9 protein-coding genes are annotated in these 13,684 nt (G+C 66.7%); all 9 read right to left on the reverse strand.

The window, feature by feature from the left end:
- Positions 1–56: 56 nt before the first annotated feature.
- The 9 genes from IB228_RS11825 to IB228_RS11865 all read right to left on the reverse strand — a co-directional run bounded on the left by IB228_RS11825 (position 57) and on the right by IB228_RS11865 (position 13,541).
- Positions 57–1,256: an AGE family epimerase/isomerase gene (locus tag IB228_RS11825; RefSeq protein WP_192198660.1), complete on the reverse strand. Its 1,200-nt coding sequence runs from the start codon at positions 1,254–1,256 to the stop codon at positions 57–59.
- The gene (locus IB228_RS11830; RefSeq protein ID WP_183636537.1) at positions 1,243–2,244 is read right to left on the reverse strand and encodes a carbohydrate kinase; all 1,002 of its coding nucleotides are present in this window, start codon (positions 2,242–2,244) and stop codon (positions 1,243–1,245) included. Before IB228_RS11830 ends, IB228_RS11825 begins: the two co-directional genes overlap by 14 nt.
- A gap of 7 nt (positions 2,245–2,251) precedes the next feature.
- Entirely contained in the window at positions 2,252–3,559 is a 1,308-nt protein-coding gene (gene fucP / locus IB228_RS11835) for an L-fucose:H+ symporter permease (RefSeq protein ID WP_192198661.1), read from the reverse strand.
- A gap of 48 nt (positions 3,560–3,607) precedes the next feature.
- A complete protein-coding gene (locus tag IB228_RS11840; RefSeq protein ID WP_141452748.1) occupies positions 3,608–4,684 on the reverse strand; it encodes a LacI family DNA-binding transcriptional regulator in 1,077 nt (358 codons plus the stop codon).
- Between the two features lie 116 nt (positions 4,685–4,800).
- Entirely contained in the window at positions 4,801–7,176 is a 2,376-nt protein-coding gene (locus IB228_RS11845; RefSeq protein ID WP_255431435.1) for a GH92 family glycosyl hydrolase, read from the reverse strand.
- 289 nt (positions 7,177–7,465) lie between these two features.
- Positions 7,466–10,426 (reverse strand): TonB-dependent receptor, encoded by a 2,961-nt coding sequence (locus IB228_RS11850; protein WP_192198663.1) that lies wholly within the window; start codon positions 10,424–10,426, stop codon positions 7,466–7,468.
- A 338-nt stretch (positions 10,427–10,764) separates the two neighbouring features.
- A complete protein-coding gene (locus IB228_RS11855) occupies positions 10,765–11,508 on the reverse strand; it encodes a copper homeostasis protein CutC (RefSeq protein WP_192198664.1) in 744 nt (247 codons plus the stop codon).
- On the reverse strand, positions 11,505–12,509 hold the full coding sequence (locus IB228_RS11860; protein ID WP_192198665.1) for a N(4)-(beta-N-acetylglucosaminyl)-L-asparaginase: 1,005 nt from the start codon (positions 12,507–12,509) through the stop codon (positions 11,505–11,507). Before IB228_RS11860 ends, IB228_RS11855 begins: the two co-directional genes overlap by 4 nt.
- A gap of 42 nt (positions 12,510–12,551) precedes the next feature.
- On the reverse strand, positions 12,552–13,541 hold the full coding sequence (locus tag IB228_RS11865; RefSeq protein ID WP_192198666.1) for a glucokinase: 990 nt from the start codon (positions 13,539–13,541) through the stop codon (positions 12,552–12,554).
- Positions 13,542–13,684: the final 143 nt, after the last annotated feature.

A 13,684-nucleotide genomic window follows, 5' to 3' on the forward strand; every position in this document is an offset into this window, starting at 1 on the left:
TGACGCGTGTGTTCCGTGCAAAGCCCTTCCCTCCTCGCTCGGTGTGGTGGCCCGGCTCAGCCGCCCGGGCGCACCACGTTCAGTACCTCATGGCATGCGCCCATGGTGTGGTAGTCCGTCTTGCCGGCCGGACTCTTCTCGTCGCTGTACTTGCGGTTGTCCGCATCCAGGATGCGGTACCACGCGCCGTACCGGTGATCGACGAAGTACTTCCAGGAGTAGTCCCACAGGCGGTCATACCACTGCCAGTAGGACGCATCGCCAGTACCCTGCGCCAGCAGCGCGGCGGCGGCCAGCGATTCGGCCTGCACCCAGAAATACTTGTCGTCGTCGCACACCGCGCCGTCCGGGGCGAAGCCGTAGTACAGACCGCCACGCGCCTCGTCCCAGGAACGCGCCACCGCGACATCGAACAGGTGGCGTGCGGTCGGCACCAGCCAGTCGGCGTCGACATGGCGATCCAGGATCATCAGCAGCTTGGCCCACTCGGTCTGGTGGCCGGGCTGGAATCCCCACGGGCGGAACAGGTGCTTGGGATTGTCGCGGTTGTAGTCCCAGTCGATGTTCCACTGGGTGTCGTAGTGCTCCCACACCAGTCCGTCGGCCTTGGCGGCCTGGCGGCGGGTCATGTGGTCGGCCAGTTGCAGGGCACGCTCGACATAGCGGCGCTCGCCGGTGGCCTCGAACGCCGCCAGCATCGCCTCGCACATATGCATGTTGGCGTTCTGGCCGCGATAGCCGGTGAAGTTCCACTGCGCGTCGGCCTCATCCTTGTACAGGCCGAATTCCGGTTCCCAGAACCGCTGCTCCAGCAGGTTCCAGGTTTCGTCCATCCAGCCGCGCGCCTCTTCCACGCCGGCCTTCACGCCGCAGGAATAGGCCAGCAGGACGAAGGCCACGCCGTAGCAGTGGTTCATGTCGTCCTCGACCACGCCGTCGCGCAGCGTCCACGCGTAGCCACCGGTGGCCGGGTTGCGGTGCACATCGCGCAGGTAGCGCAGGCCGTGCTTCACCGCGTCCAGGTATTCGGCGTTGCCGAATTCGCGGAACGCCATCGCGTAGTTGAAGACGAAGCGCGTGCTGCTGACCAGATGGCGATGGCCGGCGTCGTAGACGCTGCCGTCGTCGCGGAAGTAATGGAAGAAGCCGCCGGCCGGATCGATGGCGCGCGGATGGTAGAAGGCCATGGTCTGCGCGATGTGTTCGCGCAGGAACGCGGGCGACCGGAAATCCGGCGCGGTATCAGGCGTGCTCATGTTGGTCCTGCAGCAGTTGTTGGACTTCGGCCAGGGTCGGCATGGCGGCGAAGGCGCCCTTGCGGGTCACCGCCAGCGCGCCGACGGCGGCGCCGAAGCGAAGGGTGTCCTCGATGGCCGCGCGGTCGTGGCAGAACGCGGCGAAACCGGCGCCGTCCCCGCCCCGCTCCCCCAGCCGGAACAGCAGACCGCCGACGAAGGCGTCGCCCGCGGCGGTGGTGTCGCGCGTCTCGACCCGGAAACTGCTCACGCGTCCATCAGCCTGGCGGGTGAACCAGCGGATCGGCGCGGCACCGTCGGTGATGATCAGCAACTGGGCTTGGCCTTCGAACAGGCGCTCGCGCACCCGGGTTTCGCCTTCCGCGCCACCGCCGAACGGACGCGCCAGGTAGTCGAGTTCTTCCTGCGACAGCTTCACCAGGTCCGCATTACCCAGCGCTTCCCACAGCCGCGGCGCCGGATCCACGCCCGCAGGCCACAAGGCCGGGCGCAGGTTCAGATCCAGGCTGACCACCGCGCCGGCCGCGCGCGCGCGCAGCATGCCGTTGAAGGTGGTCTCGGCGATGGTCGGCTCGGTCAGGCTGTTGGAACAGACGTGGAAGCTGCCGGTACCGTTGAAACAGGCGGGCTGGAAATGCTCGGTGCGGAACAGCAGGTCCGCCGCCGGCGGCCGGTAGAAGCTGAAGCTGCGCTCGCCGGTCGCGTCCAGGGCAACGAAGGCCAGCGCGGTCTTGGCCTCGCCGGTGCGCACGATGCAATCGGTCGCCACGCCGGCCGATTCCAGGCTCTCGCGCAGGAAGTCGCCGAACATGTCCTCGCCCAGCATGCCGGCGAAGTGGGTATCCGCGCCGAGCCGGGCCGCGGCCACCGCCACGTTGGCGGGCGCGCCGCCGGCGTACTGCAGGAACGCGCGCGGGGTATCCGGCGTGGCCGGGGGCTGGGCGAGTAGATCGATCAAAACCTCGCCGAAACAAACGATTTTCGACATTTTGGCCTTACGCTCCCTTGGCCGCCGAGGCGTCCGGGCGCGAACCCGAGAGGCCATAGAAGATGATGTAGCCGTAGCAGAGCAGCGGCAGGATGAAGGCGTGATGCAGGCCGATGTTGTCCGCCAGCACGCCCTGCAGGTACGGAATGATCGCGCCGCCGACGATCGCCATGATCAGCAGGCTCGATGCCTTGCCGGTCAGCGGTCCCAGGCGCTCGATGCCCAACGCGAAGATGGTCGGGAACATGATCGAATTGAACAGGCCCGTGGCCACCACGCTGTACACGGCAACCGGACCCTCGGCCAGCATGGTAAGTGCCAGCAGGGCGACATTCACCGCGGCGAAGATCGCCAGCAGCTTTCGCGGCGAGAACTTGACCATGATCGCCGAGCCAACGAAACGGCCGATCATCGCCATCGTCCAGTAGGCGGCGACGTAGTTGGTGGCTTCCTGTTCGGTGAAACCGCCGATGTTCGGCATCGACAGGTAATTGACAAGGAAGCTGCCGATCGCCACTTCAGCGCCGACATAGAAGAAGATGCCAAGCACGCCGAACAGCACATGGCGATGGCGCAACGCTTCGCCCAGCGTGTGCTTGACCGGATCCGCCTGCTCGGTGGATTCGGTCAGCGCCGGCAGGCGGAACAGGAACACGAACACCGCCAGCAGGAACAGCGCGATGCCCAGGCCCAGGTACGGGCCCTGCACCGCCTGCGCCTCCTGGACGCGATAGGCCAGTTGTTCGGCCTCCGGCAGCGCCGCGATCTGATCAGCGCTCTTGACGGTGTTGCTCAGGATCAGCAGGCCGCCGAAGATCGGCGCGATGGCCGTACCCAGCGAATTCAACGCCTGCGCCAGGGTCAACCGGCTGGAGCTGGTCTGCTCCGGTCCCAGCAGCGCGACATAGGGATTGGCCGCCACCTGCAGCACGGTGATGCCGGTGGCCAGCACGAACAGCGCGCCGAGGAAGGCTTCATAGATGCGCAGTTCGGCCGCCGGCCAGAAGCCCAGCGCGCCGATGCCGGCGATCACCAGGCCAGCGACGATTCCCTTCTTGTAGCCCAGGTGCGCGACCAGCCGGCCGGCCGGCAGCGACATCAGGAAGTAGGCGCCGAAGAAAGTGAACTGCACGAGCATCGCACGCGCGTAGTTCAGCTCGAACACCGCCTTCAGGTGCGGGATGAGGATGTCGTTGAGGCAGGTCAGGAAGCCCCACATGAAGAAGATCGTGGTGACCACGGCCAGGGCCACGCGGGTGTTGACCGCCGGAGCGGCGGCGGAGGTCCGGGGCTGGGGTGTCGGAGCAAAGGCCATGCGGGGGCTCGCCTCAGGGTTCGGTGGATACGGAGAAACGGAAGGACATCATGGGCGCGGCGCCCCGCTGCTTTCGCGGATGCGCAGCTCCACCGATGCGGTGGTGCGCTGCGGCGGGGCCTCGGGTTCGCCCAGGCGGCGCAGCAGCAGTTCAGCGGCCTGCCGGCCACGCTCGCGCGGGTTCACCGCCAGCGTGGTCAGCGGCGGCGACGTCACCGCGGCCTCGGAAATATCGTCGAATCCGGTGACCGCGAAATCGCGCCCCGGATGAATGCCGCGCGACGCCAGGCCCAGCATCAGGCCAAGGGCGACGGTGTCGTTGTAGCAGACCGCCGCGGTAGGGGCCGGTTCGCTGGCGAACAGTTCGCCGGTGCGCGAGGCGGCTTCCAGCCGGTTGGGCGCCGACTCGATCATCCGCCCATCCTCGACCGCCAGGCCGGCTTCCTGCATCGCCTGCGCGTAGCCCGCGCGGCGCTGCCGGCAGGACGACGAATCCGCGTGCCCTCCGAAGAAGGCGATGCGGCGATGGCCCAGATTGATCAGGTGCTGCGTCGCCATGTAGGCGCCGCGCTGGTTGTCCAGCGCCAGGAAATCCCAGTCGGCGCCATCCAGTTCGCGGTTGAACAGCAGCACGTTGCCGTGCGCGCCCAGCACCTGCCGCAACTGCGCGCTGTCGCTGCCCTCGGCGGGCGACAGGATCAGTCCGGCCGGCATGTGTTCCATCAGCGTGGACAGCACCGCCTGCTGGCGTTCGGGCGATTCGGCGGTGCTGCCGAGCAGGGTCACGTAGCCACGCGCGCCCAGCGCCTCGTCCACGCCCGCCGCGAATTCGGCGAAGAACGGGTTGGACAGATCGTTGATCACCAGCGCGACGCTGGAGGACGTCTGCCGGCGCAGGTTGGCCGCGCCGCGGTTGTAGACATACCGCTGGCGGCGCAGCTCGGCTTCCACCCGCGCGCGGGTGTCGGCGTGCACCAGCGGACTGCCGCGCAGCACCAGTGAAACGGTCGCGCGCGAAACCCCGATGGCATTGGCGATGTCGGTGACCGTGACCGCCCGCTTGCCGGCCTTCCGACCCGCGCCTGCGCGGGCACCCTTCCCTGTCGCGGTGGCTTTGTCTTTCATCTGTTCGTAACGTCCCGGGAAGCCGCAAGCCTAAACGATCGCGCGGGGGAAAATGCCATGCCGGCCGCCGGACCGGTGGGAGAGAGAGCCGGAGCGGCGGCGGACATGGCGGTAACTCACTGGCCGCCCGCGGACGGAGCGGCGCAGAACGACGCCGGCAGATCGGCCGCGCGGGTGCCCCAGCCGGTGGTCGGCGGCGTGGCGGTCAGCGCGTACTCGATGCGGCCGCCCTGCTTCAGGCGATTCCAGTCCAGCCAGACCGGCGCATGCGCCTGCCCGTCCACGCGCACGCCATCGACATACTGCAGCGTGCGGCCGTTGGCGCCCGGCGCGTCGATGCGCAGGGTGCGGCCCTGGCCCAGGTCCATCTCGACCCGGCTGAAGCGCGGCGCATGCAGCAGGAACTGGCCGGTGCCGGGCACGGCCGGATACAGGCCCATCGCGCTGAACAGGTACCAGGCCGACATCGTGCCGAGGTCATCGTTGCCGGTGACGCCGTTGGGCGCGTTGGTGAACAGCTGCTGGGCCGCGCGCAGCACGGTGGTGGTCTTCCACGGCTGGCCGATCAGCGTGTACATCCACGGCGCGTGCAGGTCCGGCTCGTTGTTGGGGTTGTAGCGGTACTGGTTGTAGTAGCTGTACGGGCCGACCACCCACTCCTTGCGGGCCGCGTGCAGCGGATCCTTCACCAGCGCGTCGTAGGCGAAGAAGGTGTCCAGGCGCTTGCCCGCCTGTTCTGCGCCGTGCATCGCCTCGACCAGTCCGGGCACGTCCTGCTGGACCAGCCACTGGTACTGCCAAGCGGTGCCTTCGTGGAAGCCGTGGTGCGAACGCGGGCTGTAGTGGCCGTCGGCCGGCACGTACCAGCCGCCGTCCTCCATGCGCGCGCGCGGGAAGCCGGTAAAGCCGGTTTCCTCGTCGCGCACGTCGGCGTCCCACACCTTGCGCCAGTTGCGGCCGCGCTCGCGCAACACCGCCACGTCCTCGCCCAGGCCCAGGCCGTCGGCCATCTGCGCCAGCGAGCAGTCGGCCAGCGCGTACTCCAGCGTGGCCGAACCGCCGTGGTGCGGATCCACGTCCATGCCCTTGGACGGCCAGGCGCGGTCGTACTGCACGAAGCCGTTGGCCAGATAGCTGGCGTTGCCGGAACGGCCGGCATGGCGCGAATTGGTCGGCGGCATCTCGAAGGCGTTCTGGCGCAGCGCCGCATAGGCCTGCTTCTCCACGCCCTTGAGCGCGCCGAAACGCCACAGGTCGACCATGAACGGGGTGACCGGGTCACCGGTCATCACGTTGGTCTCGAAGTTGGCATAGCCCCAGCGCGGCAACCAGCCGCCCTGCTCGTGAATCGCCAGCAGCGAACGGCCGATGTCGCGGGTGCGCTCGGGGCGCAGCATCGCCAGCAACTGGTTCTGCGAACGGTAGGTGTCCCACAGCGAGAAGTACTCGTAGTAGGTCCAGCCGTCGGCGCGGTGGATCTGCTCGTCGTAGCCGCGATAGCGGCCGTCGGCGTCGCTACCGGTCAGCGGCTGCAGCAGCGCGTGGTACAGCGCGGTGTAGAACACCGTGCGGTCGTCCTGGTTGCCGCCCTGCACGCGGATGCTGGCCAGTTCCTTGCGCCAGGTGTCCTGGGCCTGCTTGCGCATCTGCTCGAAGCCGAGCAGCTTGCCGCCGCGCATGCCGTCGCTGCGCAGGTTGTTGCGCGCGCCTTCGGCATCGACGTGGGAGATCGCGCTGATCGCGGTGACCGCCTTGCCCTTGCTCGTGTCGAAGCTCAGCCAGGCACCGTTGAGCTTGGCTTCGCCTTCCATGCTGTGGCGCGCGCCCGGCAGGCCGCCAGTCTCGCCCCAGGTACCGAACGCCTTGAACGGGCGATCGAACTCGATGCGGAACCAGGTGGTGTACTGGTGGCCACCGCAGAAGCTGCGGGTGACCAGCTTGCCTTCCACCACGCGATCGCCGACCACGTCGACGGTGCTGCCGATCACCGAATGGCGTTCGTTGGCCTGCGCCACGTTGACCAGCACGTGGCCTTCGCTGGCGCCGGCGGAGAAGGTATAGCGCTCCGCCGCCGCGCGGGTCAGCGCGGTCGCCTCGGCGTCGATGCCGCCGTAATCGAGCAGGCGCACCTTGTAGTAACCGGCCTGCCCCACCTCGCCGTCGTGGCTGTAGCGGGAGGCATAGGTCTTGTGGTTGAAACGCTTGGGATCCTGGGTGTCGAAATCGCCGCCCGGCCCAATCGTGCCGGTGACCGGCAGGATCGAGACCTGGCCGCCCTGCTCCCAGCAACCGGCGCCGGACAGGAACGAATGGCCGAAGCCGCGGATCTTGGGATCGTCGTAACGCCAGCCCGTGTAGTGCTCACCGATGGGGCTGACCTGGATCAGGCCGAATGGCGCCGAAGCGCCCGGGAAGGTATTGCCGTCGTCCTTGCTGCCGATGAAGGTGTTCACCTCGCGCACCGGATCCACCGCCGGAGCGGCGTGGATCATCGGCGTGGCCAGCGCCAGCAGGCCGGCCAGGGCCAGTGCGACGGGACGGGCGCGCGTGGAAACCGGTACTCGGGACGTCGGTGTCATGCGGTCTGATTACCTTGTATGCGTGCGGTCTCGCGACCGCGGGTTGAAGCTTCCTGGAGTCCGGACGGCATCCCTCGGGGAGGATGCCGCCGGATTGTATGACGCGTACTGCGACTAGCTGGAGCGGACGGGAGGGTCCGGCCGTAGCCGGCCCCTCCTGCCCGGACCGTCCCGGAGGACGGAGGAGAACTCCGGTGCCTGCTTAGAACGTGAACACGTATTCCATCGCGACCTCGCGACCCACCGCGCTCAACAGGCGGGTCGGGGCGAAGTCATAGTCGAGCTTGTACGGATCCTTGTGGTTCCAGCTGGCCGCGTTGAACGCGTTGTTCACGTAGAAATTCAGCTTGGCGTGTTCGCTGATGCGATAGCCGACGTTGAAGTTCCAGGTGATGAACGGTCCGACGCGTCCGTAGTAGCGCTTGGTGGACTGACCGGCGTTCGGGTTCGGGTTCGGCTGACCATTCGGCAGCGTGGCCGGCTCGTGGCAGTTCAGCGACGGGTTGTCGCTGGGGACATAGCCATCGGCGAATGGCAGGCAGCCGCCCGGGTTGGTCAGACGATCGGTTCCCCAGTGATAGCGCACGCCCGGCACCGAACCAACGCGATCAGCGTAGATGTTGGCGTTCCAGTCGCCGCGCTGCCAGGCAACGCTGGCACGCAGTTTGCTGCGCAGGTCGCGGTCACGACGCTCCGGGTTCGGATCGTTCTCGTAGCGCTGTTCCTTGGTCGACAACTGGTTGGTGTAGTTGAAACCAAACTGGAAATTGCCCCAGTTGTCGGTGTCCAGACGGTAGCGACCAGTAACGTCCACGCCCTTGACGGTGCGCTGGGCCAGGTTGAACGGACCACGCTCGATCGAGACCAGCCGGCCATCGACGCGCGTCACGCGATCGTAGATACCCTGGCAATACTCGGCACCGGCCGGGTTCGACCATGGCGTGCCATCCATGTTCATGCCGGTTCGGCAACCTGCTTCCGCCGCCAGGATTTCATCGGCGCCGACGTCGACGATCATGTCTTCCAACTTGATCATCCAGTAATCGGCCGAGAACGACAGGTTCTGCAGCGGATCCCAGACGAAGCCAACGGTCCACGACTCGCCCGTTTCAGGCTTCAGGTACGGCGTACCACGACGATTGATGTCGAACGTGTACCAGACATCGGGATTGCCGACACCGCAGTTGTTGGTGAGGTACGCTCCGCTGTCGATGCAGGTGAAGCGATCCGTGGTGGTGACCGCCGCAGAGCTTGGCTGTCCCAGCAGGTAGTGCATGTCCGGGGCATGGAAGCTGGTCGCATAGGAGCCACGTACCAGCAGATTGTCCAACGGACGCCACTCCAGGCCCATGTTCCAGGTGGTTTCCTTCTGGGAACCGATGTCCAGGCCGGCCTCGTTGTTGTAGGCCTTGTAGCTGCCGTAGCGGTCATAGCGCGCCGCCGCGGTGGCGGTCAGCGAAGTCAGCAGCGGCACCTTGAATTCCACGCCCGCCGAATAGCGGGTGCGCTCGCCGCCGCCGCGATCCACGTTCTGTAGATCGAAATCGATACCGGCGCGGGCATCCGGGTTCAACCGATAGCCCTGCTGTGCCGCTTCCACGACAGCCGCGAACCCAATCGGGCCGGCCCAGCCTTCGAACAGATCACCGGAAACATCGAACGAGGCCTGATTGACCCACGATGCGGCGTTGTTCACTGCAACGGTACCAATCTGGTGGTAGACACCCGGTGTGATCGGATTCCACCAGCGTTCTTCATTCAGATCGTAGATGGCTTCGCCATCGGGCGTGGTGCCCAGACGCGGTCCGAGGAAGTAGTCATACGACTTCTGCTCGTCGACCACGTTCTGACGCTCCTCCACGCGGTAGTAGGAACGGCCAATAGACGCATTCCAGTCGAATCGTTCGGCGAAGGAGCCGCGCAGGCCGGCACTCCAGTCCCACGACAACTCGCGGTTGGTATTGCGCAACGTGTCAATGCCGCCGACTTCGTTCGGGGTCAACTGGCGCGAGCCAATCAGGGCACGGCCCGACGGCTGGTCGATGAAGTAGCCATTGGCATCGTCGACCAGATACACGCTTGGCGGTGCGGTGCCCCAGAGCGCCTCGGAATGGAACACGGCCAGGTTTGACCATGCCTGCATGCCGTTGCCGAAATCCCAAGTGGCGTAAAGATTGCCGGACAGGTTCTCGGAACCGCTGGTGAGCAGCCAATTGGCATAGTCGGCACTCATGCCGCACAACTGCCCGGTATTGGTAATCGTATCTGTACCGTAGTTGTAGACCAGGCGATCGGCGGTGTAGTACTCGCCACCGAACTTTTCGCAGGTACCCGTCGGCGGCGCCAGGCGCGTGCCGCTTCCAGCATCAATCAACGCCAGACCAGTGTTCGGGCGGAAGCCGACCTTGCGCTGCTCCATGTTCCAGGAAGAGCGCGGTGCATCCGAATTGTCGTCCATCTCCGGACGATCACGGCCGAACAGCGGATCGCGCTTGTTGTACTGCAGCGCATAGGTGACGCTCCACTGCTGCCCGGTCTTGCCGCCCGCCCAGGAGAGATCCCAGGAATCGCGACCGCCTTCGGTCGAGGAACCACCGCGGAGGCGGACTTCGTCGCCGTCGTAGTTCGTCTTCAGGATGATGTTGACCACGCCGGCGATGGCGTCGGAACCATAGATCGCCGACGCGCCGCCGGTCAGCACTTCCACGCGCTCGACTGCGGCGGCGGGAATGTTGCTGTAGTTGGAGAAATTGGTTTCGCCGTTATACGGCAGCGGGTAATCGGCGACGCGGCGGCCGTTGACCAGCAACAGCGTGCGGTTGGGTCCCATGCCGCGCAGGTTCAGGCCGCTGGCATTGGGAGTATGCGAACCCCACTGGGAGTCCGCCTCGACCGTGCCGGTGGCTTCGGTCAGGGTGGTCAACACGTCATAGACGGTGACGAAGCCTTCCTTTTTGATTTGGTCGGCGGTAATCACATTGACCGGCGCTGGACCTTCCACCTGGGCGCGCTTGATGCGCGAGCCGGTGACGGTGACGGTATCGAGTTCCTTGGTGGACTCGGAAGAAGCGGCCTCCTGGGCGGCCACGGACAACGAAGGCAGCATCGCCAGCAGCAGGGCGCTGGTCAGGACGTTGCGGCGGTAACGGGTGGACTGAGCCATTTTTGCGAAGTACTCGGGGTGGTAGTTAGTGTGGTGTTTGACTTGCGATACGGCGGCGTCCAGAAGGATTTCTCTCGATCTAACCCCGCGCCTGAATCGTTCTAATCACTCAGACGCCTCTCTCTGGATCGATCTAAATTAAGCATGCGTAAATGCGGGATGGCATTCCGCAACGCAGCAAATCAGTCAGACTTGCATTTTGAATCGAGATAAATGTTTCGAATCAATGGCTTGAGAGCGGCGGTTTCACACCCCTGCCATGCATCGATGACAGGCGGATGAACAAAGTGCGCAAACTCACCCGCGAGGCCCGCCCGCGGCGCACCTGGCCCCGCGGCTCAGAGCGCGGCGAGTGCCCGCCTGAACGCGGCGACGATCGCCGGATCGGTTTCCTGACGGTCGTACTCGAGCCCGGCCAGCGCCGGGTTGTGGAACGCCATTGCCGTGGCGCGCCGCGCCTTGGCCGAGGCATGCACCTCGTTCACGCCGGTCGCCTGCACCAGTCCCGCGACGTTGCCCGGCGTCAGCCCGGCACCGGCCAGGATCGCGAGGCGGCCGGCCGCCTGCCGCACATGGCCGGCGATCGCCGCCGCGCCCTGCACCGCGTCGGCCTGCCCGCCTGAGGTCAGCACCCGATCACATCCCAGCGCCACGATCGCTTCCAGCGCCTTGGCCGGATCGCGCACCGCGTCGAAGGCGCGATGGAACGTGACCCGCATCCCCGATGCCGCCGACACCAATTCGCGGCACAGCGGCAGATCGATGTCGCCGCCGGGATCAAGCGCGCCGATCACCACGCCGTCGCAGCCCAGCTGCCGGCAGGCGGCGATGTCGTGCAGCATCACCTCGACCTCTTCGGGGCCATACAGGAAGTCGCCGGCCCGCGGCCGGATCAGCACGAAGATCGGAATCGACAACCGGTCCCGGGTCCTCGCCAGGGTGCCGTAGGACGGCGTGGTGCCGCCTTCGCCCAGGTTCTCGCACAGTTCGATCCGATCCGCGCCGCCGGCCTGCGCCGCGAGTGCGGACAGGTGCGAGTTGGCGGCGATTTCCAGCAGGCAGCCGTCGGGCTTTTCGTTCATGACTGCGTGGTCGTGTAGACCGAGCCGGATTCGCGCAGATCCTCGCGCTTGCCGGCATCGCATACCGCATAGACGAAACCGCGATGCAGGGCGAACGCGCCGACCTCGCCATGCTTGTTGAGCGCCAGAAAGCATACCTGCAGGTTCTTGCTGGCCTCCGGACGCTTGCGCACCACCCGGTCGATGGCCTCGCGGCAGGCGTCCATCGGCGAGCGGCCCTGGCGCATCAGTTCGACCACCAGGAAACTGGCCGCGTTGCGGATCATCTCCTCGCCCACGCCGGAAGCGGTGGCGGCGCCGACCTCGTTGTCGACATAGAGACCGGCGCCGATGATCGGACTGTCGCCGACCCGGCCGTGCATCTTCCAGGCCATGCCGCTGGTGGTGCAGGCGCCGGCCAGCCGGCCCTGCGCATCGATGGCGAGCATGCCGATGGTGTCGTGGTTGTCCTTGTTGCCGGGCTGTCCGCGCCGCTCGGCGTTGATCTCCGGCTTGTACTCGGCGGTCTTCAGCCAGTCGCGCCACGCCTTCTCGGCCTGCGGCGTGAGCAGGCGCTTCTTCTCGAAGCCTTCGGCAATCGCGAACTGCTGGGCGCCCTCGCCCACCAGCATCACGTGCGGGGTCTTCTCCATGACGCGGCGCGCCACCGAGATCGGATGCAGGATGTCCTCCAGCGCGGCGACCGAACCGCAGCGGCCGTCACCGTCCATGATGCTGGCGTCCAGGGTCAGCACGCCGTCGCGATCCGGATTGCCGCAATGGCCGACGGTGGGATTGCACAGCTCGCTCTCGGCCCAGCGCGCCCCGGTTTCCACCGCGTCCAGCGCGGTGCCGCCGCGGGCCAGCACCGGCCAGGCCGCCTGGTTGGCAGGCACGCCGAAATCCCAGGTGGACACCACCCGCGCACCGGGAGCGGAAGCGGCGCCCGCGCGCATGGCGGGCAACGACAGGGCACCGGCGGCCAACAGGCCAGCCTGCAGGAACTGCCTGCGATCAGTCATCGGATCCTCCCTCGGGATGGGCGCGCGCGGCGCCGTGTCGATTCAATCCAGGTGGTGCGAGGCGTACCACGCGGCCGCGCCCATCACGCCAAGTTGGCCGTGATCGACCCGCCACACCGGCACGTGCCGCAGCACGTGGCCGAGCACGCCCTTGTTGAGATAGCGCTCGCGGAATCTGCCGTTGCGCAGGAACTGTTCGATATGGCCGGAGATGCCGCCCGCCAGATAGACCGCCTTGGCGCCGAACGCGATCGCCAGATCGCCGGTCAGGCTGCCCAGCCAGCCGCAGAACACCTCGACGGTTTCCACCGCCAGCGGATCCTCGCCCGCCTGCGCGGCGGCGATCAGTTGTTCGGGCGTCTGCCAGCGCGGGGTCCTGCCGCGAATCTCGCACAGGCACGGATACAGGTTCATCAGGCCGTTGCCCGACAGCACGCGCTCGTTGTCCACATGCGGCCAGCGCCTCATCAGCAGCGCCAGCACTTCCATTTCCAGCGCATTGCCCGGCGCCAGCGCCGCATGGCCGAACTCGCTGGCCAGCACCGGCCGCGTGCCGCCCTCGAAACGCAACGCCGCCCCGAGCCCGGTGCCGGGCCCAAGCACCAATGCCGGCCAATGGAAGGTATGCGGATGCTCGCCGCTCAGCGGCGACAGGCCGTCGGCGTGCAGATAGGGAATCGCGTAGGCGACCGCCTCGAAGTCGTTGATCAGCGACAGCGTCGCCAGACCGGAGGCCTGCCGGGTGCGCTCCAGCGACACTGGCCACGGCAGGTTGGAATTGACCAGGGTGTCGCCATCCAGCAGCCCGGCGATCGCCACCACCGCGGCATCGGCCGTGGCGTGCTCATCGACGGCGAACCTGTGCAGGATCGCGGCCAGGTCGGGGTATTCGGCGCAGGCGTACTTCTGGTAGGCGAGGACGCGCGGCGCATGCCCCGGCGCCACCGCGACCTTGGCCAGCCGGGCGAAGGTTCCGCCGACATCGGCAACGATCAGTTCCCGGCCGGGCGAGGCGTGCGTGGCCTGACTCATTTGCGGCACTTCAGGATTGGCCGGGTACGGTACCGCTGCTGCATTCACGCGTTTGCCCTGGTTTGGATCGATTCAAGCGCCTGGATTCTGTGGCATCGCAGGACGTTTGGAAAGATGCCGAATCCATACCGGGGCGTACTCCG

The organism is Pseudoxanthomonas sp. PXM04, from assembly GCF_014851695.1.
Taxonomy (GTDB): domain Bacteria; phylum Pseudomonadota; class Gammaproteobacteria; order Xanthomonadales; family Xanthomonadaceae; genus Pseudoxanthomonas_A; species Pseudoxanthomonas_A beigongshangi.

Excerpts from the sequence above, each read along its gene's own strand:
- IB228_RS11845 (WP_255431435.1), bottom strand. The coding sequence starts at position 7,176 with ATGATCCACGCCGCTCCGGCGGTGGATCCGGTGCGCGAGGTGAACACC.
- fucP (WP_192198661.1), bottom strand. The coding sequence starts at position 3,559 with ATGGCCTTTGCTCCGACACCCCAGCCCCGGACCTCCGCCGCCGCTCCG.
- IB228_RS11860 (WP_192198665.1), bottom strand. The coding sequence starts at position 12,509 with ATGACTGATCGCAGGCAGTTCCTGCAGGCTGGCCTGTTGGCCGCCGGT.
- IB228_RS11855 (WP_192198664.1), bottom strand. The coding sequence starts at position 11,508 with ATGAACGAAAAGCCCGACGGCTGCCTGCTGGAAATCGCCGCCAACTCG.
- IB228_RS11850 (WP_192198663.1), bottom strand. The coding sequence starts at position 10,426 with ATGGCTCAGTCCACCCGTTACCGCCGCAACGTCCTGACCAGCGCCCTG.
- IB228_RS11825 (WP_192198660.1), bottom strand. The coding sequence starts at position 1,256 with ATGAGCACGCCTGATACCGCGCCGGATTTCCGGTCGCCCGCGTTCCTG.
- IB228_RS11865 (WP_192198666.1), bottom strand. The coding sequence starts at position 13,541 with ATGAGTCAGGCCACGCACGCCTCGCCCGGCCGGGAACTGATCGTTGCC.
- IB228_RS11840 (WP_141452748.1), bottom strand. The coding sequence starts at position 4,684 with ATGAAAGACAAAGCCACCGCGACAGGGAAGGGTGCCCGCGCAGGCGCG.
- IB228_RS11830 (WP_183636537.1), bottom strand. The coding sequence starts at position 2,244 with ATGTCGAAAATCGTTTGTTTCGGCGAGGTTTTGATCGATCTACTCGCC.